The organism is Kitasatospora sp. NPDC032150 (assembly GCF_055579945.1).
This window is the reverse complement of sequence record NZ_JBVIMH010000026.1, coordinates 37163-58141: the sequence shown is the minus strand read 5'-3', so window position 1 is coordinate 58141 and position 20979 is coordinate 37163. Positions and strand designations below refer to the sequence as shown.

The 20979-nt window shown below is 69.7% G+C and carries 11 protein-coding genes; 2 read left to right on the top strand and 9 right to left on the bottom strand.

Annotated elements, in window-relative coordinates:
• The first annotated feature begins 162 nt into the window (after nucleotides 1-162).
• Together ACZ5ON_RS26330 and ACZ5ON_RS26325 are read left to right on the top strand one after the other, a co-directional pair.
• On the top strand, nucleotides 163-3312 hold the full coding sequence (locus ACZ5ON_RS26330) for a S41 family peptidase (RefSeq protein ID WP_465597536.1): 3150 nt from the start codon (nucleotides 163-165) through the stop codon (nucleotides 3310-3312).
• 249 nt (nucleotides 3313-3561) lie between these two features.
• Nucleotides 3562-4521: a LacI family DNA-binding transcriptional regulator gene (locus tag ACZ5ON_RS26325; protein ID WP_465597533.1), complete on the top strand. Its 960-nt coding sequence runs from the start codon at nucleotides 3562-3564 to the stop codon at nucleotides 4519-4521.
• Between the two features lie 235 nt (nucleotides 4522-4756).
• Here the strand turns inward: ACZ5ON_RS26325 and lanKC are convergent, their stop codons facing one another.
• The 9 genes from lanKC to ACZ5ON_RS26280 form a co-directional block, all read right to left on the bottom strand.
• Nucleotides 4757-7378, bottom strand: coding sequence for a class III lanthionine synthetase LanKC (gene lanKC, locus ACZ5ON_RS26320; protein WP_465597682.1), 2622 nt, complete (start codon nucleotides 7376-7378; stop codon nucleotides 4757-4759).
• A gap of 196 nt (nucleotides 7379-7574) precedes the next feature.
• Nucleotides 7575-8858, bottom strand: coding sequence for a methylaspartate mutase (locus ACZ5ON_RS26315; RefSeq protein ID WP_465597530.1), 1284 nt, complete (start codon nucleotides 8856-8858; stop codon nucleotides 7575-7577).
• A complete protein-coding gene (locus tag ACZ5ON_RS26310) occupies nucleotides 8855-9325 on the bottom strand; it encodes a cobalamin B12-binding domain-containing protein (RefSeq protein ID WP_465597527.1) in 471 nt (156 codons plus the stop codon). Before ACZ5ON_RS26310 ends, ACZ5ON_RS26315 begins: the two co-directional genes overlap by 4 nt.
• Before the next feature lie 30 nt (nucleotides 9326-9355).
• Complete coding sequence (locus tag ACZ5ON_RS26305; RefSeq protein ID WP_465597524.1) at nucleotides 9356-10738, bottom strand: FAD-binding oxidoreductase; 1383 nt, start codon at nucleotides 10736-10738, stop codon at nucleotides 9356-9358.
• A complete protein-coding gene (locus ACZ5ON_RS26300; protein WP_465597521.1) occupies nucleotides 10738-10932 on the bottom strand; it encodes a ferredoxin in 195 nt (64 codons plus the stop codon). Before ACZ5ON_RS26300 ends, ACZ5ON_RS26305 begins: the two co-directional genes overlap by 1 nt.
• 46 nt (nucleotides 10933-10978) lie before the next feature.
• Entirely contained in the window at nucleotides 10979-12190 is a 1212-nt protein-coding gene (locus tag ACZ5ON_RS26295; protein WP_465597518.1) for a cytochrome P450, read from the bottom strand.
• On the bottom strand, nucleotides 12187-18264 hold the full coding sequence (locus tag ACZ5ON_RS26290) for a non-ribosomal peptide synthetase (RefSeq protein WP_465597515.1): 6078 nt from the start codon (nucleotides 18262-18264) through the stop codon (nucleotides 12187-12189). The genes ACZ5ON_RS26295 and ACZ5ON_RS26290 overlap by 4 nt, the downstream gene beginning before the upstream one ends.
• Nucleotides 18265-18276: 12 nt before the next feature.
• Nucleotides 18277-18681, bottom strand: coding sequence for a nuclear transport factor 2 family protein (locus ACZ5ON_RS26285; RefSeq protein WP_465597512.1), 405 nt, complete (start codon nucleotides 18679-18681; stop codon nucleotides 18277-18279).
• A 2-nt stretch (nucleotides 18682-18683) separates the two neighbouring features.
• Nucleotides 18684-20864 carry an aminotransferase class III-fold pyridoxal phosphate-dependent enzyme gene (locus ACZ5ON_RS26280; protein ID WP_465597509.1) on the bottom strand — a complete coding sequence of 727 codons (2181 nt, stop codon included), beginning with the start codon at nucleotides 20862-20864 and terminating at the stop codon, nucleotides 18684-18686.
• Nucleotides 20865-20979 lie beyond the last annotated feature (115 nt).

Below are 20979 nucleotides of genomic sequence, written 5' to 3'. Positions count from 1 at the left end.
TGCGAGCGGCCGCCGACAAGGCCCATTCGACAGTTCCGTCTGCGGCACCGCCGGGGAATCGGACCGGCCCGCGAGCGAACTCGGCCGAGAGGGCCGGGCCGATTCGACGCGAGCTGACCAGAACCACGGTGGCGGCTTGCCCGCCGCCGTTATGGTGTGCCCATGATCCACTCTGATCGTTCCGGTTCTCCCTACCTGAGGTACCCCCACCTGCACGGTGAGCTGATCACCTTTGTCTCCGACGACGACGTCTGGCTGGCACCGGCCGACGGCGGCAGAGCGTGGCGCCTGACGACGGACCGGTTACCCGTCTCCCGTCCCCGCTTCTCCCCGGACGGGCGGTCACTGGCCTGGACGTCGGTGCGCAGCGGACACCCCGAGATCTACACCGCCGCTGTGGCCGGTGGCCCGGTTCGCCGTCTGACCCACTGGGGCAACTCCCGCACCGCGCTGCGTGGGTGGACCCGTTCCGGCGACCCGGTCGCCACGACCAGCAGCGGCCAGCCGATGTTCCGCCACACCTGGGCCTTTTCGATACCGCTGGCCGGTGGTGAGCCGCAGCGGCTCCCCTACGGGCCCATCGGCGGTCTGGCGTACGAACCGGCTGGCCGGGAGCGGGTGCTGCTGGTCTCCATCGGGAACGGCCGCGAGGCGATGCACTGGAAGCGCTACCGCGGCGGGGCGGTCGGCAAGTTGTGGATCGGACCCGGCTCGCCGGGCCGGCCGGGCGAGGAGTTCGCCCGGCTGCACGCCGACCTGGGCGGCAACGTCGAATCGCCGATGTGGGTGGGCGACCGCATCGCCTTCCTGTCCGACCACGACGGCGTGGCGAGGGTGTACTCCAGCCTTCCGGACGGCACCGATCTGCGCTGCCACCACTGCGGCGACGAGGGCTTCTACGCCCGGAACGCCGGCACCGACGGGACCCGGGTCATCTGGCACGCGGCGGGGGACCTGTGGCTGCTCGACGGCCTGGAGGACGGCCGGCCGCGCCGCCTGGAGATCAGCCTCGGCGGCGGCTCGGCGGCGGCCGGGAGCGTCGTGGACGCCGGACCGCACCTGTCGACCATGGCGCCTGACCGAACCGGACGGTCCGCCGTGGTCACCGTCCGGGGCACCGTTCACCTGCTCACCCATCCCGAGGGCCCCGCCCGCATGCTGCGGGCCGAGCCGGGTGTGCGTGCGCGCCTGGCACAGTTCGTCCCCGGCCGAGGCGTGGTCTGGATCACCGATTCGGACGGGGAGGACGCCCTCGAGCTGGTCCACCCCGACAGCGCCGGCCCGGCGCCCGGGCAGGTGCTCGCCCGGCGGCTGGGGCGGGTGCTCGAACTCGTCGTCTCACCCGACGGGGAGCGGATCGCACTCGCCTGTGCCGACGGCCGGGTCCTGCTGGTCCAGACGGCCGACGGCCAGGTACGCGAGCTCACGCACAGCGCCGAGGGGGATGTCTCCGGTCTCGCCTTCTCGCCCGACTCCCGGTGGCTGGTCTGGTCCCACCCCGGCCCTTGGCCGATCCGCCGGCTGAAGCTCGCCGACACCGACGAACGGTCGGTGACCGACCTGACACCGCCGCGCTTCCAGGACACCTCCCCGGCGTTCACCGCCGACGGCAGGCACCTGGCCTTCCTGTCGCTGCGCAACTTCGAGCCGCAGTTCGACCAGCACCTGCTGGACGTGTCCTTCCCGTCCGGGAGTCGGCCGTACCTGATGACCCTGGCCGCCGACACGCCGTCACCGTTCGGCCCCAGGCAGTACCCGGCGCCGGACGGCCCCGCGCCGGACGGCCCGCTCGACCTCGCCGGCCTGGACGACCGGATCCTGCCGTTCCCCGTCCCGGGCGGTCAGTTCTCCGCACTGCGCGCCACCGCCACCGGCGTCGCGTGGACCCGCCTGCCGGCCACCGCCGACGGCGGCTCCGCACCCGTCCTCGAGCACTTCGACCTGCAGAACCGTCGCACCGCACAGCTCGCCACCGGAGTCGAGGAGTTCACCGTCTGCGGCGACGGCAGCCGGGTGACGTTCGTGGCGGGCAAGAAACTCAGGAGCCTCCCGACGGCGGCGGGCGCGGGCTCCGAGACGGACTTCGACCTCTCGGACATCCGGCTGGTGGTCGATCTCGCGGCCGAGCGGCGGCAGATGTACGACGAGGCCGTCCGGCTCATGCGGGACAACTTCTGGCGCGCCGACATGGGCGGCCTCGACTGGGACGAGGTCCAGGCCCGCTACCGGCCGTTGCTCGACCGGGTCGGCAGCCATGACGAGTTCGTCGATCTGCTGGGGGAGGTCAACGGCGAGCTCGGGGTCTCGCACGCCAACGTCGCCGCGCCCGCCCGGTCCGCCGGAAAGCGGGAGAGCCCGGGGTTCCTGGGGGCGGACCTGACCCGCGCTGAGGACGGCACCTGGCGGGTGCGCACCGTCCTGGCGGGAGAGGCGTCCGACCCGCGGGCCCGCTCCCCGCTCGCCGCGCCCGGGGTGGCGATCCGTCCGGGCGATCTGCTGACCGAGGTGAACGGCTGGCCGGTGGACGCACTGTCAGGCCCCGCCCCGCTGCTCGCCGGTACCGCCGGGCGCCCGGTCGAACTCACCGTCCTGCCCGCCGGAGGCGGCGCCCCGAGGCGAGTGGTGGTCGTCCCGCTGGCCGACGAGGAGCCGCTGCGGTACCACGGCTTGGTCCAGGAGCGTCGAGGTCGCGTCCACGAGCTCTCCGGCGGCCGCGTCGGCTACCTCCACGTGCCCGACCTGATCGGCACCGGCTGGTCCCAGCTGCACCGGGACCTGCGGACCGAGGCGGCCCGGGAGGGGCTGGTCGTCGACTTCCGCGACAACCGCGGTGGTCACACCTCCCAGCTCGTGCTGGAGAAACTCGCCCGCACGGTGGTGGGTTGGAGCTCCGCCCGCGGCCTCGCGACCGCCAGGCCCTACCCCTACGACGCTCCGCGCGGTCCGGTGGTCGCGCTCGCCAACGAGTTCTCCTGCTCGGACGGCGACATCATCAATGCCGGCGTCCAGGCGATGGGTATCGGCCCGGTCGTCGGCGTCCGCACCTGGGGCGGCGTCCTCGGCGTCGACATGCGCTACCGACTGGTGGACGGCACGGCCGTCAGCCAGCCGAAGTTCGCGACCTGGTTCGACGGCTACGGCTGGCAGCTCGAGAACCGTGGCGTGGAGCCCGACATCGAGGTGGTGATGGCACCGCACCACTGGGCGACGGGCGCCGATCCGCAGTTGGAGACGGCCGTGCGGACCGCCCTGGAAGCCCTCCTCCGGAACCCCGCGCGCACACCCCCACCGCCCGCGCAGACCGCGCGGTAGTGCGCCCGATGCCGCGGGGCGGGGCCCCGAACGCTATCCTCCATTCGACTTGGGAAGCCTCAGGATCGCGAGCAGGAGCTCCACCCGCGGTACCAACCGTTGATCGATGGCCAGGGGGCGATGTCATTGACGTTCAGCCGTACTCCGGAACAGCAGGACGGCCCGCGATCCACCGTCGGATGCCAGTCCGGCTCCGCGGGGAATCCAGCTGACGCCACGCCACCGGTACATCGCCCCACCGGGCGTGACGTGGCACGGGTGGCGGGCGTCTCCCAGGCCACCGTCTCCCTGGTCTTCTCCGGTGCCGGCGGTCACCGGGTCTCCGAAGCCACCCGACAGCGAGTACGTGCGGCCGCGCAGTGCCTGGGCTACCAGCCCCAGGCCGCAGCCCGTCAACTGCGGCTGGGCCGGACCGGCATGATCCTGCTCGCTGTGCCCGACATCAAGGGTCCGTTCTTCGCGCGCACCCTGTCGGGTGCTCATGAGGCCGCCGAGGAGCACGACTTGACGGTCGTGGTGAGCTCGAACTGGAACAGCGAGACACTGGCGCGCTCCACCAGCGCCAACCAGTTCGACGGCCTGATGATCTGCTCGCCGAACGACCGACAGATCGGCGAGTTGCCGCCCCTCACGCCCGTGGTCTTCCTGGACTCGGACCCCGCGCTGTCGGCGGAGAACCAGCTGGTGATCGAGCTGGACGTGCCCGGCGGCATGCGATCGGCCGTCAGCCACCTGGTGGAGCTCGGCCACCGGCGGATCGGCCATCTCCGCTATGCCCGCACCGCCTACACCTTCCGCGCCCGGCAGAACGCCTTCGAGGCCGCGGCCCGGGATCTCGAGGTGCTGGAGCAGGTGATCCCGGAGCCCGAGGGGCTCGCCGCCATCCGGAAGGCCGCCCAGCAACTGCTGACCGCTGCCGACCGGCCGCGCGCCGTGGTCTGCGACGACGACGTGGTCGCGGCCGGCGTCTACCACGTCGCCGCCGAGCTCGGATTGCGCATCCCCGAGGACCTCTCCGTGGTGGGGATCGACAACATCGACGCCTCGGCGCTCCTCGTCCCGCCGTTGACCACCGTGGACCTCAATGGCGAGGAGCTCGGTCGGCTCGGGATAGCCGCCATGGCGGCGATGCTGAACGGGAGCTCTGCCCTGCCGTCGAGGGTGCTGCGTACCGCTCTCGTGGTCCGGCAGTCCACCTGCTCACCCTGACCGGAACCACGCAGCGCCGGGTGGAAGCTGCAGCTTCCACCCGGCGCAGGATCGTTTCCGCTACTCGGATCAGTCGTCGATGACGCAGTGACCGAACACCGAGCACCAGACGCTCTGAGTGCTGATCGCCAGCGGCGACGAGTCCTGCGGAACGTTCAGCTTCTGGAAGCCGAGGACGAAGTTCATGACAGTCCCTCTCTCATGGTTGGTTGCTTCTCCTCGGAGTGACCCGGTGTCACTCCGACCGCAGCTCGAGGAAGGGCAGGAAGGCGGCGCCTCCCTCTCCCAGGGCTGCGGGAATACCGAGCAGCGCTCCCGCGGTGCCGGTGGCCAGGTCCATCGACAGGCGATGGTTGTGGTCACCGGGGAAGGCGAGACCCCCTCGGTAGCTCACGGCGTGCCGGCTGATGGTCGGCACGAGTCGTCGGACGGGCTCGACGAGCCCCAGTTCGGGGCGGCGCCGGGCGATCCGGCCGGCGCTGGCGAGCAGCCCGATCCGCCCGTTGAACAGCCCGGCTCCGACGACGAATTCGGTCTGACACGAAGCGAGCAGCGGCAGCAGGGCGGCCCTGGCGCGCTCGTCGTCCCGGAAGTCGAGCAGCAGGTCCGCGACCAACGCGACGCCCGCGCTGCCGGTCGCCAGGTAGGGCAGGGCCCGGTTGACGCTGTCGACGATCTGCAGGGAGCCGTCCTCGATCGACTCGCAGGCGTCCAGATCCCGGTGCAGGGCCTGGACGGCCAGATCGAGGTGGGCGGCGTCCCCGGTGGCGGCGTGGGTGTGCAGGAGGAACAGCGCCGCACCGGACCACCCGTGCAGGAGACCTGAACGATAGGTCTTGTACCCCTGCTCGTCGGCCGCGAAGACCGGCACGTCGCCCTCGGCGTCGGCGAGCCAGAGACCGCCCCGCTCCACGGCCTCGGCGACTCGCCGGGTGATCTCCTGGAGCTCGCCGGAGTAGTTCCCCCGGCCCGCCGCGCGGCGCTCCAGCAGATGCAGTCCGATACCGGCAAGTCCGTCGAACAGCCTGATGCTTGACGCCTGGTCGAGTCGGCCGAGCGCGGAGTCCACGAGGCGGCCGGCCAGTTGCCGGTGGCCCAGCCGGTCCAACGTGTACGCGATGCCGTGGCTGCCGCTGTAGAACCCGGTCTCCTGCTGCGCGTCGCGCTCGGCCCGGTCCGCCAGCCACTCGACGTGGGCGCTGTCGGGTGCGTGACCGACGGCGGCCATCGCATGCAGGACACCGGCCGCGCCGTACGCGAAGTTCAGGCCGCCCTGGACGAACTGTTTGACGTCTCCCGGGAAGAGTCGGTCCTCCCGCTCCGGCGTCGCGCTGGACTCGATCGACTCCACCATCGACCGGAGCAGTTCGCCGGTTCGCCCCTCGCCGGACGGCAGCTCGAAGTGGCCCGGCCGCGTGCGCTGGCCGGTCGCTCCGCCCGCTCGGCCCGCCCCGCTCGGCCGGCTCAGGCCGGCGACTATCCGCTCACAGTATTCGGCCGGAAGAGCAAACCTGGATCGGATTTCCGCCACAAACGGAGTGACCTTTTCCGGGACCAGCGGAAGGAGGTTGTTGAGCGGCAGGAATACCGCCAGGCGCAATGCCGCCAGTGAGAACCGGTGCAGCTCCCGGCCGGTCACCTCCGACGGCGCGGTGAAGCCCAATGCGCCCACACCGGGCTCTCGGGCATCACCCTCGAAATACGCGAACTCGAAGTCGATCAGGCGAACGGAATCGTCGTCGCCGATCATCAGGTTGTTCGGATGCAGATCCCCGTGCACCACTCCGCGGGCCGAGATCTCCGAGACGAGTTTCTCGATCTGCTCGACGATCTCCAGCGCGCGCCGCCGGTACTCCTCGACCTGATGGGCGTCGGGCGAATGGCGGGTCAGCGGATAGTTCAGGACCAGCCACCTGGACAGCGGTATTCCTTCGATGAATTCCATCGCAAGGAAGTCGTGCTCCCAGATCGGGAAGTGGCCGTACGCCTGCGGGACTCCGGCGACTCCGGAGAGCCGGTTGAGGATCTCCCACTCGTGCCGGAGGCGGTCCTTCGAATCCAGCCCCCGGGAGTCGCAGGCGACGTGCGGCCGCGCCTCCTTCAGGACGACCTTCCGGCCGTCGGCGACGCGCTTGGCCGTGTACACCCCGCCGCTATTGGAGAAGTGGAGGGCGCCTTCGATCTCGTAGGGGAAGTCCGCCGGTGGCGCGCCGTCCCCCATGGCCCGCAGGTGGGGAAGCAGGAAGTCCGGGATGGTCACCCAGGCGGGCGGGGTGAAGCTGGGCTTGCGCTCGTCGTGCACCAGCTGCCCGTCGGGCCGGCGGATCGCCGGTATGAGCTCCCCGTGCGGGCCGGGGCACTTCAGGTCGACGAATGCCCCGTAGCGGACGTGCAGCGGGCCCGCACCCCACCTGAGGTCGCTGAGGATGAGCGGTCCGGGCTCGCCCTCGAGGAGCACGGAGAGCTCCTCCAGGGTTTCCTGGAGCTCGGCACCACCCGGGTAGATGGTCACCATCTTGCCACTGGACGACCGGTGCGCGTCCTTGGCGTTCTGCAGGAAGAAACCCTTCGCGGTGCGTAAGAACTTGAAGGGCAATAACTTCGCGACGCAGTACTTCCAGACCGTCGAGATCACCCGGTCGGCATTGTCGGGGCGGGCCGACACGTGAATTTTCCAGCCCTGCTCGGCGATACCACCGGAGGCAGGTGCCAGATAGCACCAGATGTCGTCGTCCCGCCTCAGCCAGCCGTCCGGCGTCGCCACGGAAGCTGCTTCGGCCAAGACCTCGCCCGCACGGTTTCGATATGGCGTGTCATAGAATACTGGATCGGATAAACAGAAATGCTCGGGCCGCACATCCAAGTCGAGTTCCTCCCCCAGATGCCGACCTTAGCGAAAACCCGGCCCAACACCCGTATCGATCTCTACGCGATCAACCAGACGATCCAATGTTATACGTAACACCTTCATCGTCAAGCTTTTTCTTCGCCACCTCGTCGCATCGTCGCGGGCCGCCTCCGCCGACTGGTCGAGGCGGCCCGCGACCGTGCGGTCAGGCCGAACGGGAGGGCAGCTGCCGCACGCCCTCGCGCTCGTAGCGTTCCGCGGTGTCGTTGAGCATCCGCAGCAGCTCCGCCGATCCCAGCCGCCGTCGGACGCGCGCGGGCGGTAGTGGCAGCCTTCCGGTCCGGGCCCACTCCAGACGCCCGTCCGCCGCGATCGTGCCCTGGGTCAGGCCGGCGTTGTCCGGGTGCAGGCAGAAGGGAATGTCCAGAAGACCCTCGCGGAACGCGTTGAGCAGGCCGCTGCCAACCTCTCCGTATTGCAGCACGGCATCGATCAGTAGCCGCGCCTCGTTGAGGATCTGGGAGCAGTCGACCTCATCGGCGCCGGGTAGCCGGCTCAGCCTGCGGGCCCGGACGGCAGCACGGTCGGCGATCCGCATGGCACGGAGGTTCTCGGCCACCGTCGGGATCCGATGGGCCTCCACCGCCGTCTTCACTATGAGCCGCTCGGCTCCCCCGCGTGCGGCGAGCTCGGCACTGGCGCTGAGCAGGGTTTCCGCGGCAGCCTCGGTGCGAGGGAAGACGCCCATGTACGTGTAGAGGACCAGATGGCTGTCGACGTCCGGGGGCAGGAACTCGGCTGCCAGCGCACGCATGGCCGCGAGGGCTTCGATGTCCTGGATCTGGTTCGTCTGTTGCGCGTAGCTGAGAGATACGCTTCGGAGACCGTTCTCGGTGAAGAACAGGGCCTCCAGCACGCTGATGGCGACCAGCAGCGACGGTGGACAGAGCTGTCCGAGCAGGCAGCCGCCGAACGTCTCCAGGTGCGCGATGCGGCCGACTGCCGCGCTGTCCTCGGAAAGCTGGGCGGCAGCCTCCCGCCACGCCGCGACGGATCGTCCAAGCGGTGTCCGTCCATAGGGAAGGCAGTACGAGACCGGTCCTCCCTCGCTCGCGGTGAGCCCCGCGGACGCCATCGCCGTGAAGATGTCGCGGGGATCCGCCGAACCGTGCCTGATCTGCACGGGCACCGACCCCGCCGCCGCTGCCACCTGTGCTGTCAACCGGGGACCGTGCGCGATGACGGGAAAGCCGTTGAGCGGTTCACCGGCCGTCAGAGCCGCGCGAGCCGCCCGGTGGTCGCCGATCCTGGTATAGCTGTCCAAGGTGATGGTGGCCATCGGGCGACCCGGCATGGCGGCGACGGCGGCCAGGCCCGCCGACATGCGGGCAGGGTCCGGCATGCCCATGCGCGGCTGGACCACCAGACGGCCCTCGGCGGAAGCCTGACGGACGTACGGGCCGAGGTCCGGGAGGCACGGTGTCCTCATCGAGGGGCCCTCACCAGCTCCACGGGACGCGTCGGAACATCCGGCTCGTCAACAGCGGCCAGCCACGCCGTGAGCTGCTCCGGAGTACCGTCCATGAGCACCGCGTCGAACCCCGCGTCCAGGAGTTGCTGGGCGTATCTGGCGTTCTGGCTCCCGAGGACCCCGAGCTTTCCACCGATCACCACGGGCACGTGTCGGCAAGCGCGGTCCGCTCGCAGAGCGCGGACCGCGCGCGAACCGTCTAGGAAACCATGGCCGTTGACCGAACTGATGACAACGGCGCGCGGTCGGTGCTCTCGCACCGCCGTCACGAGGACGTCGTCAGGCACGCACGGCCCGAGGTTGAAGACCTCGTAACCCGCCTCTGCCAGGACCAGCTGCAGATAGACGAGGTTCCAGGTGTGCGCATCGGACGAGACGGTGGCCAGCACGACCCGGCGTGCGCGAATTTCCGTTTCACCGGACAAGTGATCCCCTCTCGCGGTCAGTCGGAAGCATCAACGGACGAACATGCCGCCCGGATTGAAGAGGCCGTCCGGGTCCAGCGCAGCCCTGATCCTGCGGTGTACCGCCATGCCGACCGGCCCGATCTCACGTTCGAGCCAATCGCGCTTCAACCGACCGACGCCGTGCTCGCCGGTGATCGTCCCGCCGAGCGAGAGGGCGAGCTCGAGGATCTCGTCGAAGGCCCTGGCTGCCCGGTCGAACTCGTCGGCCGAGCATCGGTCGTACATCACGGTCGGGTGCATGTTGCCGTCTCCGGCGTGGCCGCACACGGCGACGGGCAGACCGGCCCGCTCGCCGATTCGGGTGCACCCGACGATGAGTTCCGTGATGCGGGTACGGGGTACCGCGACATCCTCCGTCATACACGCGTTCTGCTGCTCCAGCGCGGTCAGCAGCACCCTGCGGGCCTGGAGCAGCAGATTCCCCTCGGCCAGATCGTCCGTGGAGTGCGTCAGCCGCGCTCCGGCCGCCCGGCAGATGCGGCCAACCTCTGCGAGTTCCTTCCGACCCGTCGCACCGCCGGTGTCCGACTGGCACAGCAGGAGGGCCGCGCAGCCCCCGCCGCCCACGTCGACGCCCAGGTATGCTTCGGCCGCCCCCACGGAGGTGGCATCCATGATTTCCATCAGCGAAGGAACGAGGCCTGCCGCGACGATCCTGGTCACGGCGGTGCCGGCGTTCTCCGTCGTGTCGAATGACGCGACCAGGGTGCAGGGGGCCTCGGGCAACGGCCGCAGCGCGACGGTGGCCTCCGTGATCACACCGAGCGTCCCCTCACTGCCGACGAGCAGTCGCGTGAGGTCGTAGCCGGCAACGCCCTTGACGGTGCGCCGCCCGGTCCTGAGCAGTGAGCCGTCGGCCAACACCACCTCGAGGCCGAGCACGTAGTCGCTGGTCACTCCGTACTTCACACAGCACAACCCGCCCGCGTTGGTGGCCAGGTTGCCGCCGATCGTGCACCACTCGTAGCTGGACGGATCGGGCGGATAGAAGAGTCCGTGCTCGGCTGCCGCCCGGCGGAGTTCGCCGTTCACGACGCCGGCCTGGACGACGGCGAAGCGATTGACCGGGTCAACCTCGACGATGCGGTCCAGCTTCGTCGTCACCAGGACGACGCAGCCGTCGACGGCGTTGGCGGCGCCCGTCAGCCCGCTTCCCGCCCCTCGGGGAACGATGGGAACCCCGGCCTGGGCACAGGCACGGACACAGGCCTGCACGTCCGTGGTGTTGCCCGGAAGCACAACGGCCACCGGTCGGCCGGCCGGAACGATCGGCATCATGTCGCGGGAGTAACTGTCGGTCACCGCTGGGTCGGTCAGTACGGCAGCCGCGCCGAGTCGGGCACGCAGCGCATCCAACAGCGGCTCGCTCATCACTCCGTCACTTCTATCGCACGGGCGGGGCAGAGGTCCGCAGCCTCGTGGACCGCTGCCTCCCGGCCCGGAGCCGGCGACTGCGCGATGATCACCGCGATTCCGTCGTCCTCTCCCTGGTCGAACACGTCGGGCGCCGACAGCACGCACTGCCCAGCACCGACACACTTCTCCTGGATCAGCGAAACCTTCATCTCAACACTCTCCTGGCACGGTTGACGATCGACGCGGGGACAGCGCTCACCAGGAGACCGGCAGCTCGTGAACGCCGTAGACCGCCATGTCGGACCTGAACCTGACCTCGCTCAGCGGAGCAGCAAGCCGCAGGGTCGGGATCCGCCGGGCGACGGCGGTGTACACGACTTGGAGTTCCATCCGGGCCAGCGCTTGACCGAGGCACTGGTGGATCCCGTAGCCGAACGCCAGGTGAGCACGCGAGTCCCGGGTGATGTCGAACTCCTCGGGCGAGGCGAACCGCTGCGGGTCGCGGTTGGCCACGTCGATCCCGGCGATGACGCCTTCGCCGGCCTTCACCTGGTGGCCGTTGACCTCGACGTCCTCGACGGCGATTCGCCTGATCCCCCGCTGCACGATGGTCAGGTGACGCAGCAACTCCTCGACCGCTCCGGCGGCGACGGCGGGGTCCTCGCTCTCCCCGAGGCGCGCGAACTGCTCCGGATGCCGAAGCAGGGTCAGCACTCCCAAGCCGATCATGTTCGCCGCCGTGTCGTGCCCTGCCGTCAGCAGCAGCAGCGCCATGGCGGCCAGGAGGTCGTGGCTCATGGTTCCGCCGCGCACGTGCTTGACCGCCATGCGGCTGATGAAGTCCTCGCCCGGTGCCTCGGTCCTGGCCTTCACCAGGCCGAACAGGTAGTCCTGCAGCTCGCGCCGGGCGGCGGCGGCCTGGTCGGTGGTGACCGTGACCGAGCCCATGGTGTGGGTACGTGTCCGGAAGAACTCGCGGTCCTGGTAGGGCACGCCGAGCAGTTCGCAGATCGTCCCCAGAGCAATCGGCAGCGCGAGCTGCGCCACCAGATCGGCTGGCGACGGACCGGCCAGCAACCGGTCGATGCACCCGTCGGTCAACCTGCGCACGGCCGGGCGCCACTGCTCAGCGCGTTTCACCGTGAACTCGCTGAGTACGAGCCGGCGATACGCGTCGTGCAGCGGGTTGTCCATGACCAGGAGGGTGGGCGGTGTGGTCACCTCGGATCCTGCGGCGGGGCTGGACAGGGGATATCCCGGGCGGCCCTTGTCCGCGCTGAACCGCGGATCGGACAGGACCGCGCGAGCGTCCTCGTACTGGGTGAAGAGCCAGGGCCGGGTCCCGTTCCAGATGGAGACCTGGGTCACGCTCGCGTCGGACCGCAGCCGGGTCACCTCGACGGGCGGGTCGAACGGGCATTGACGGGCCACCGGGAAGAACATCCGGCCTTGGGTCGTGTCGGTCATGCCTCGCCTTTCGTCATGAGGAGTCCGGTGCTGTCGAGAAAGGCCCAATAGCGTTCCGTCAGCGCCGGCCCGATGGTCGGGAGGTCCAGTCCGAGCCGGGCAAGGGCGCCGGCCGTCTCCGTGTTGACGAATGTGTTCCGGCCGTGGCACCGGGATGCGCCGGCGAGTTCCCTGAGGTGGTCGAGGTAAGGGAACGCGGGGAGATCTGTGCCACCGGCGGCGGCGTCCTGGAGGCGCCGCACCCACTGGGGCAGGCTCACCGCCGAGGTGACGGTGCCATGCCTCCGGTCGAAAGCATTCAGGAACAGGCTGAGTCCAGCCGGTCGTGGGTGGTGCAGGTGGTAGACGGTGCGTGGTCCCCCCGCGGCCGTCGCCAGGCGAACGATGGCTTGGGCCATGACGTCGACGGGCACCAGGTCGAAGTCGAGCTCGGAGTCCACGGGATAGCAGCCGAGCCGGACAGAGCTGATGAGGATCCGACAGAACATGTCGTCAGGGTTGGCCGCGCCGTTCACGGTGTCACCGGAGGCACGGCCCAGCCGGTAGATGCGGCAGTCCGCGCCTCGAGAGACCGCCTGGGACACGAGCTGGTCGGCCACCCACTTGCTGGCCGAGTAGCCCCGCCCTCGGGGATGCCGCTCGTGCTCGATCGGCGAGTTCTCGTCGATCCGGCGCTCTTCGGCGCCCACACCGAACACCGATGTCGTGGACAGGTGGTGCAGGCGCTTGGGCCTGCCCGTGGCGGCAAGCCGTAGCAGCGCTTCCGTTCCCCCGACGTTGGTCGGGGCGAGATGTTGATAGCCCGACATGTGGTGGACGCGTGCACCGGCATGGATGATCGTGTCGGTGCGCTGCCCGAGGTCGTCGAGCACGGACGGCGCCAGCCCGAGATCGGCGCGGGAAAGATCACCCGCTACTACTGCGAGTCGAGAGTCCTGCGGGTCGATCCGCAGCCGGTACCGGTCGGCGACCTCGTGGATGCGCGCCCGTGCGGCGTCCGGTGTGGCGGCTCGGATCAGGCAGACGACCTCGCACGGGGTGCGGAGCAGCAACTCCTGGAGGATGAACGCTCCGACGAAGCCGGTGGCGCCGGTGAGCAGCACCGACCGCATCGGCTGCGGTCCGGTCGGTGCCGCGGGGAAGACCAGGGACGGATCGAGCCGGGCCAGCGAACGGTCCACCACGTCGATCGGGGTCTCGGCCCCGGTCCTGGCCCGCTCAAGGTTCCGCGCGATGCCTCGGACCGTCGGTTCGGTGAGGAAGTCGCGTACGGTGACTCGCGCCCCGAGTTCCCGCTCGACCCGGCCGAGCAGCTGCATCAGACGCAGCGAATGTCCGCCGGCGGCGAAGAAGTCCTGTTCCACCGAAGTGACCTCCGTCCCGAGCACATCGCTCCACAGCACCGCGAGACGCTGTTCGAGGGACGAGGCGGCGACCACGGCGTTCCTGCTCGGCCGCTCGCTCTCCAGACTCCGGGCAAGCGCTTCGCGGTCGGCCTTGCCGTGGCTGGTCATCGGGATCCGCGGAACCACGACGATCGAGGACGGCACCATGTACCGGGGCAGCCGTCGGGTCAGGTGCTCCCGGACCCCGTCCGGGTCTGCGTTGCCAGCCATGAAGGCGACCAGTTCGGCGTCCGGCCCGGACCGGTTGACCACGACGGCTGCGGCCCCGACATCCGCCTGGGCCGTCATGGCGGATTCGATCTCGCCGAGTTCGATCCGAAAACCCCTGAGCTTGATCTGGTCGTCAAGCCGGCCGAGGAAGTCGAGGCTACCGTCGGGCAGCCACCGCACCCGGTCCCCGGTCCGGTAGAGACGTTCCTCGCCGACGGCCGGGTGCGGACCGAACTTCCGGCCGGTCTGCTCGGGGTTGTTCCAGTAGCCGCGTCCGACACCCGCGCCACCGAGGTAGAGCTCTCCGGGCACTCCGGCGGCGGCCATCCGGCCATGGCGGTCGATCACGTAGGCCCGGGTGTGCGGCAGGGGTTTCCCGATCGGCACCCGTGCCAGCCGGTCTGCAGGGTTCACTTCGTACGTGGTCGCCAGGATGGCCGCCTCGGTCGGCCCGTATCCGTTGATCACGGTCGCTGTCCGGGAGAACATCCGGGTGTCGTGCACATCCGCCGGCTCGCCCGCCGTCACCAGCACCCGGACGCCGGCGAGGTCGGGCTGCCCCAGCGCGCGCAGGAACGACGGGACGGCCACCATCACCGTGATGCGGTGATCACGGAGGAAGCGGACGAAGGCGTCCCGGTCCTGTCTGGTCTCATCGGGGCAGTACACCACCGTCGCCCCCGACACCAGTGGCATGAACTGCTCGTAGGCCGCCACGTCGAAACCGGCCGAGGTGAACTGCATCCAGACGTCCGAAGGGACCAGCGGATGCCGATCGAGATTGCCGCGCAGCGTGTTGACCACCGACCGGTGCTCGATCATCACCCCGCGCGGTGTGCCCGTACTGCCGGACGTGTAGATCACGTAAGCGAGGTCGTCCCCCGCGGACTTCGGAAGCGACACCGGGCCGTCCGTCGGCTTCCGCAGCAGAGCATCGATGTCGACCGGGGTGGCGGAGATCGCCTCGCCGAACAACTCCTCATGGAGGTCCTTGCTGGAGACGAGCAATCGTGCCTTCGCGTCGTCGATGGTGAACCTGAGCCGCTCGGCAGGGTAGGTCGGGTCCAGTGGGACATAGGCCGCGCCGGCCTTCAGCACGCCCAGGAGCGCGGCCGCGAGCCCTGGCGAGCGGTGCAGGCACACGGCGACCAGACTCCCGGGGGTCACGCCCTGCCGGATCAGGTGGGCAGCCACCCGATCACTGGAATCGGCCAGTTCGCGGTACGTCAGGGCCTCGCCCTCGCCGACCACGGCGAGTTTGTCGGGAACGATGCGAACCTGACGGTCGAACAGCTCGTGGATGGTCGCGTCCGGTGCCGGCTCGCCGTGCTCCGCATCGAGCGGCGGACGAAGCCCCTCGTCGTGTCCGAGCAGGTCGATGTCCCGCAGTTGGCGCCCGTCGTCGGCCGTGATGGCGCGGAGCACGGTCACCAGATGGGACGTCAGCTCTTCGATCACGTCACGGCGGAACAGCTCGGTGCTGAACTCGACCTCGAGCGAGGTACGGTCGCCGTCCGCCTGGAACGAGAAGGAGAGGTCGAACTTGGCCGGGCGGTTCGTGGCGTCCGGCCAGGGTTCGACCTCTGCGGGTCCCAACCGGAGCGGCCTCGGTGAGCGCTGCTGGTAGTTGACCACCACCTGGAAGGGTGGTGTGCCGTGCGTCGAACCAGCGGTGCCCGTTTCCCGGACGATCGCCTGGAACGGAACATCCTGGTACCGGTACGCCTGGACGCAGGCGGATCGCACCTGCCGGAGGAGCTCGGCGACGGTGGCCTCGCCCGAGGACCTCACCCGTATCGCCAGCAGACGGACGAAATAGCCGATGAGCAGGTCCGTGCCGGGCTGTTGCCGGCCGGCGGCGGGCGTCCCGAGGCAGATGTCGTCCTGCTCGGTGTGCTTGGACAGCACGACGTACACCGCGGCGAGACAGAGCATGAACCGGCTGAGATCATGGCGGCGCGCGAAGTCGGCCAGCCGTTGGGTCAGTTCCTCGTCCAGGTCGACCCGCACCTGGTCGCCCGCGCCGCTGAGCACCGCCGGCCGCGGGTGATCCGTCACCAGGTCCAAGGAACCGCTCCAGCCCTCGAACGTCCGTTGCCAGGCGGCGTGTGCTGTCGTGAGGCGGTCCCCGAGGCGTTCGTGTTCGGCGAGGACGTGGTCGGCGTACCGCAGCTCCAGCGCGGGAAGCACTGCGGGGCGGTGGCCACGGCATTGCTCGTACAGCGCGGACAGCTCGTCGAAAAGGACGTCCAACGACCAGTCGTCCGCGATGACGTGGTGGACGTCGAAGTGGACGATCGTCCGGGCTTCGCCGAGATCGATCACCAACACGCGGACCAGGGACTCGTTCGGGGAGGTCACATCGGTAGCGGCGGCCTCGTGGATCAGCTGCCGGGCCCGGTCCTCCCGGAGGGCACTCGGCAGTCCGCTCAGCTCGACGTGCGATACCGGTGGCACCTGCTCGTCGCGGACCGTCTGGAACCAGTCCGTTCCGTCGTGCTCGATCACCGACTTCAGCACGGGCTGCCGGTCGGCGAGAACGGCCATGGCCTGCCTCAGCGCCCCGACGTCCAGCGGGCCTTGGACGAGGAAGCTCCGACCGATGTTGTAGCGCCCGCCGCCGACGAGCCGCTCCTCGAACCAGACGCCCTGCTGACTCGGCGACAGCGGCACCCGGGCACCTGCTCTGACGCACGGCGGATACGGCCGTCGCTCGGCGCCGTCGACCTGGGCGGCCAACTCCCGCACGGTGACCGAGTCGAACAGCGCGGCGGGTGGGAGCGGGACACCGAGCTCGCGTTCGATCCGCGCGGTGATGGCCATGGCCGACAGTGAGTCGCCACCGAGCGAGAGGAACGAGGTGTTGGGCCCGATCCCGGAAAGGCCCAACACCTCCTGCCAGATCCCCCGCAGGTGCCGTTCGGTGTCGGTGCTCGGCGACGCGACCGGCGCACGGTCGTCCGGTTCGGCAACGGATTCCGCCAGCACCCGGCGGTCGGTCTTGCCATTCGGCGTCACCGGCAGTTCGGGCAGAACCGTGACCGCCGTGGGCACCATGTGCCGCGGGAGCAGACCGTCGAGGTGAGCCCGGAGGGCCGCACCGTCGGCGGTGCACTCCGGGCCGAGGGTGACGAAGGCCACCAACTGCTGCCCGGCGTCCCCGCGCCTCAGAACCACCGCCGCCTGGCGTACACCGGGAGCTGCCGCGAGAACGGCTTCGACCTCGCCGAGTTCCACCCGGAAGCCGCGGATCTTGACCTGGTCGTCATGGCGTCCGATGAACTCGAGGTCGCCGTTGGCGAGATGCCGAACCCGGTCGCCCGTCAGATAGAGGCGCTCGGCGGGCCGGTCCGGGTGCTCGATGAACCGCTCCGCCGTGAGCTTCGGACGTCCCAGGTAGCCCCGGGCCACTCCCGGGCCGCCGATGCACAGCTCGCCGACCTCGCCGGGTGCCACAGGTCGTCGCTGCTCGTCCACCACCACGGCCCGGGCCGCGTCGAGGGGGCGTCCGATCGGCACCGACGGCCAGGAGTCGTCGTAGCGCGTCATCGGATGCCAGCAGGCGTAGACCGTGGTCTCCGTAGGGCCGTAGCCGTTGACCACCAGGCAGCCGGGCAGTTCGGCCAGAGCCCGCCGGACCGCTCGCCGGTCCGCCCGGTCGCCACCGGAGACGAGGAGGCGCACTCCACGCAGCGAAGTGACGTCGTGTTCGACGACGACCGCGAAGAGCGGCGCCGCCAGCCTCAGCACGGTCACCCCGTGCCGCAGCACTTCCCGGCCGATGTCGTACACGCCGAGATCCCGGCTCGCAGGCAGGACCAGCGTCGCCCCGTTGAGCAGCGCGCCCCAGATCTCGAACACGGAGGGATCGACGTGAAGGGGTGCCAGCTGGAGGAACACGTCGTCAGGCCCCAGAGCGGCCGTGGCGCCTCGGGCCAGGGCGAGCACCGACCCGTGCTCCACCAGCACGCCCTTCGGTTCGCCGGTACTGCCGGACGTGTACATCACGTAGGCCAGACTGTCGCTGCCACCGCTCTGCGGCGTCCGGTCCGCCATCGCGGCCGGCACGTCCCCGTCCAGCGGCAGGACCCGTACCTCGGCCGGGAGGACCTGTCGCAGCCGTGCGGTGTCGGATCGGTGCGCGAACACCTTGCGAACACCACTGTCAGCCACCAGCCATCGGAGGCGGGAATCGGGCAGGTCGGGGTCCAGCGGAACGTATGCTCCCCCGGCCTGGAGGATCGCGAGCAGCGCCACCACCGACTCCGGTGACCGGGTGGCGCAGATGCCCACCAGTTCCTCCGGGTCGAGCGAGGAGAGCGACCGTTCAGCCAAGCCGTCCACCCTGCTGGCGAGTTCGCGGTAGCTGATCCGATCCGGTCCGCAGATCAGGGCGGTCCGCCCGGGGTGGGCACGGACCACCGCCGCGAATGTGCGATGGATGGTGTCCTGCGTCATGTCAACCGCCTCTCAGGACCTTTGCAGCGCCTCGACGACGCTGGCGGTGTCGAAGAGGTCGAGGTACTGGGTGATGCGGCCGTCCAGCACCGTGAAGACGTTGATCCACTGCGCCTTGTACTCCGCGCCGGAAGCGATGACCCTCGTGCGGCTGAAGCCGAGCACGATGACCCGGTGTCCGGCGTCGATGAACTCGTACGGCTCGCACTCCTGGACGTCGATGAGATCCCGGACGATCTCGAAGAACCGGTCGAAGCCGCCCGCGCCCCGATAGATGCCGGCCCACGGTAGCGATTCGGGACCGTGGTAGACCCACTCGAAGTCGTCGGCGAGCAGATCCTTGATCTCCTCCAGCCGGTTCTGCGCGAAGAGGTCGAAGAACCGGCGGACGACGTCCACACCGGACGTGCCATTCATGATCATCCCCTGTTCCTGAAACGGCGTGGCCGGAACCCCGTGGTCCACCGACGGACGAGACCGGCGACCCGGTCCTCGAAGAGAAAGGCTCCGACCTGCGCGAGCACTCGGTACGGACTCGTCCGGGACAGCTCGACGGCGCTGCGGGTGAAGCGACGGATCTCCTCCGGAGTGGCGATCAGCGGCAGGAGGAAGACGTCGTAGACGACGAAGGCCCGGGCCCGGGTGATCCACCACAGCATCATGGCGAAGGTCATCAGTTCCCCGTCCGGCTTGACGAACGGGCGCAGCAGGCGAGGCGGCCTGACTTCGATCCGGCCGAGCAGGCCCTCGGAGAAGCACCGGTCGACGCTCCCCGACCCACCGCTCATCGCGGCGATCCCGTCCGAGACCGTTCGGGACAGGGCCGCGACCTTTTGCGCCAGACCCAGCGCGTCCACCTGGGTGATCGCCTGCACACCGAAGTGAGCGCCGAGCTGGTTCGCATGACGGGTCCGCAGCTCGTCCACCAAAGCCGGCGCGTACTCCCGCGCGGCTCGGTGGACCTCCTCGGAGACGACGGCGGCGCCGGTCGGGAAGCAGCCGTAGCTGAGTGCTTTGGAGACCGTCACGAGGTCGACCACCGGCAGTCGCCCCTGGTGGGCGAACCTGCGACCGCAGCGGTAGAAGGACGTGAGGACCTCGTCGACACCGATGAGAAACCCGCGCTCGGTGCGCTCCCGCGCGAGGATCCCCAGCAGTTCGTCCGGTATCGGAGCGAACGAGTCCGAGCTTCCGTGCACCAGCTCGATCCACACCACACCCACGTGCCCGGAGCGGAGTTCGTCCTCGAGCAAGGCCGCGGCATCCGCCGCGAAGGGGTCTATGTACCGGATGTCGTCATAGAGCGGTGCGAACGGCGCCCTGGTCCTGGTGGCTGCGGTGGCCAGGAGTGAGACCAGGGTCTTGCCGCCGTAGTTGTGCTTGAAGACCAGGATCCTGCGCCGCCCTGGATTCGCCAGCATCGCCATGGTCAGGGCGGTCTCCACCGCCGAGGCACCGCTGACGGCGGGAAGCACATGGTCGAGCCCGGTCTCCCGGGTGAGCAGCCGCTCCAACTCCGCGACGTAGTCCGTCTCGGGGTCGTGGCGTCCGACGACCTCGGTCAGCGCATCGGCCGGATTGTGGCCGTTCACGCCGAGACCCGCGCCGCACAGGCCGTCGACGAGGTCGAGCCTGCGGCCCGAGTCCAGCTGGACCGTCAGCCGGGAACCGTCGGCCCTGACCACGCGCAGTGCACCACGCAGCTTGCGGTGCATCCGCGCGGTGCCGGGGTTGACATGGCGACCGTAGTACCGAAGCACCTGGTCCCAGTCGCGGCCGATGTCGCTCACGGTCCGATGGGCCGTGCTGGCGGTGCTCCACCTCTGCAGCAGCCGGGACTTGACGGCATGCATCGCGACGGAGTTTCCCCCGTAGGTGTTCGAGTGGAGGAACGTCGTGCCGGGAGTGGCCCAGGCCCGGAAGATGTCCTGGGTCCCGACGAAGGCACCGAACGGCACCTGATAGCCGGTGAGCGATTCGCCGACCACGAGCAGATCGGGCCGAAGTACCGCGGCCGGAACGAAGTGCCGGTCCCTGAAGTCGAAGTCGGACAGATCCAGGGCGATCCGCGTGCCGGCAGACCGGCACTGTCCGGAGATCTCGGCCAGCTCCGTGTTCGCCAGGCGAGCCGGGTCGAGAAGGACGACACCGCAGTACTGGCCGGAGCTCAGCGCGGAGGCCAGCTCCACGACGCTTCGCACGAAGACGACACCGGGAACGAGGGCCTGGTCCGGTCCGCGACCGAGCGGGTCGAAGCGATGGCGCAGACCGTCGTCCGGATCGAGGACCAGCACCCGTCCGCGGTGAGTGTCGAAGGTGTCGAGGCGGCTGTGCCGGATGAGTTTGATCGCACCGTGATACGCCTCGTACCGCGAATTGGCGAAGAAGGAGCGGTGGGTGGCCTCCGAGGTCCGGCCCGTCAGTTCGCTGGCGGCCTCGCTGAGCAGGAAGCCCACCTGGGCGGACTCGGCCGTAACGAACCAGGACGGCATGGCGAAGATCGGCAGCTTCTGCCGGATGAGGTCCGCGAGGATCTGCAGGGTATGACCATCTGCCGGCCGGTACTGCCGGAACATCGCGGCATCGGCGGACTTGGGCAAGGAAACCACCTCGACTATCCACTGGTGCGGGAACCGCCGTCCGAACCGGTGCGGCAGCGGTGTGGCGGCGGAAGGCCCGGCCGCCTCCTGTCAGGTGAGGCGGCCGGGCGGCTGG

What these genes read in the sequence shown, in the direction of transcription:
- ACZ5ON_RS26330 (WP_465597536.1), top strand. Translation starts at nt 163, where the DNA reads ATGATCCACTCTGATCGTTCCGGTTCTCCCTACCTGAGGTACCCCCAC.
- ACZ5ON_RS26315 (WP_465597530.1), bottom strand. Translation starts at nt 8,858, where the DNA reads ATGAGGACACCGTGCCTCCCGGACCTCGGCCCGTACGTCCGTCAGGCT.
- ACZ5ON_RS26305 (WP_465597524.1), bottom strand. Translation starts at nt 10,738, where the DNA reads ATGAGCGAGCCGCTGTTGGATGCGCTGCGTGCCCGACTCGGCGCGGCT.
- ACZ5ON_RS26300 (WP_465597521.1), bottom strand. Translation starts at nt 10,932, where the DNA reads ATGAAGGTTTCGCTGATCCAGGAGAAGTGTGTCGGTGCTGGGCAGTGC.
- ACZ5ON_RS26295 (WP_465597518.1), bottom strand. Translation starts at nt 12,190, where the DNA reads ATGACCGACACGACCCAAGGCCGGATGTTCTTCCCGGTGGCCCGTCAA.
- ACZ5ON_RS26290 (WP_465597515.1), bottom strand. Translation starts at nt 18,264, where the DNA reads ATGACGCAGGACACCATCCATCGCACATTCGCGGCGGTGGTCCGTGCC.
- ACZ5ON_RS26285 (WP_465597512.1), bottom strand. Translation starts at nt 18,681, where the DNA reads ATGAATGGCACGTCCGGTGTGGACGTCGTCCGCCGGTTCTTCGACCTC.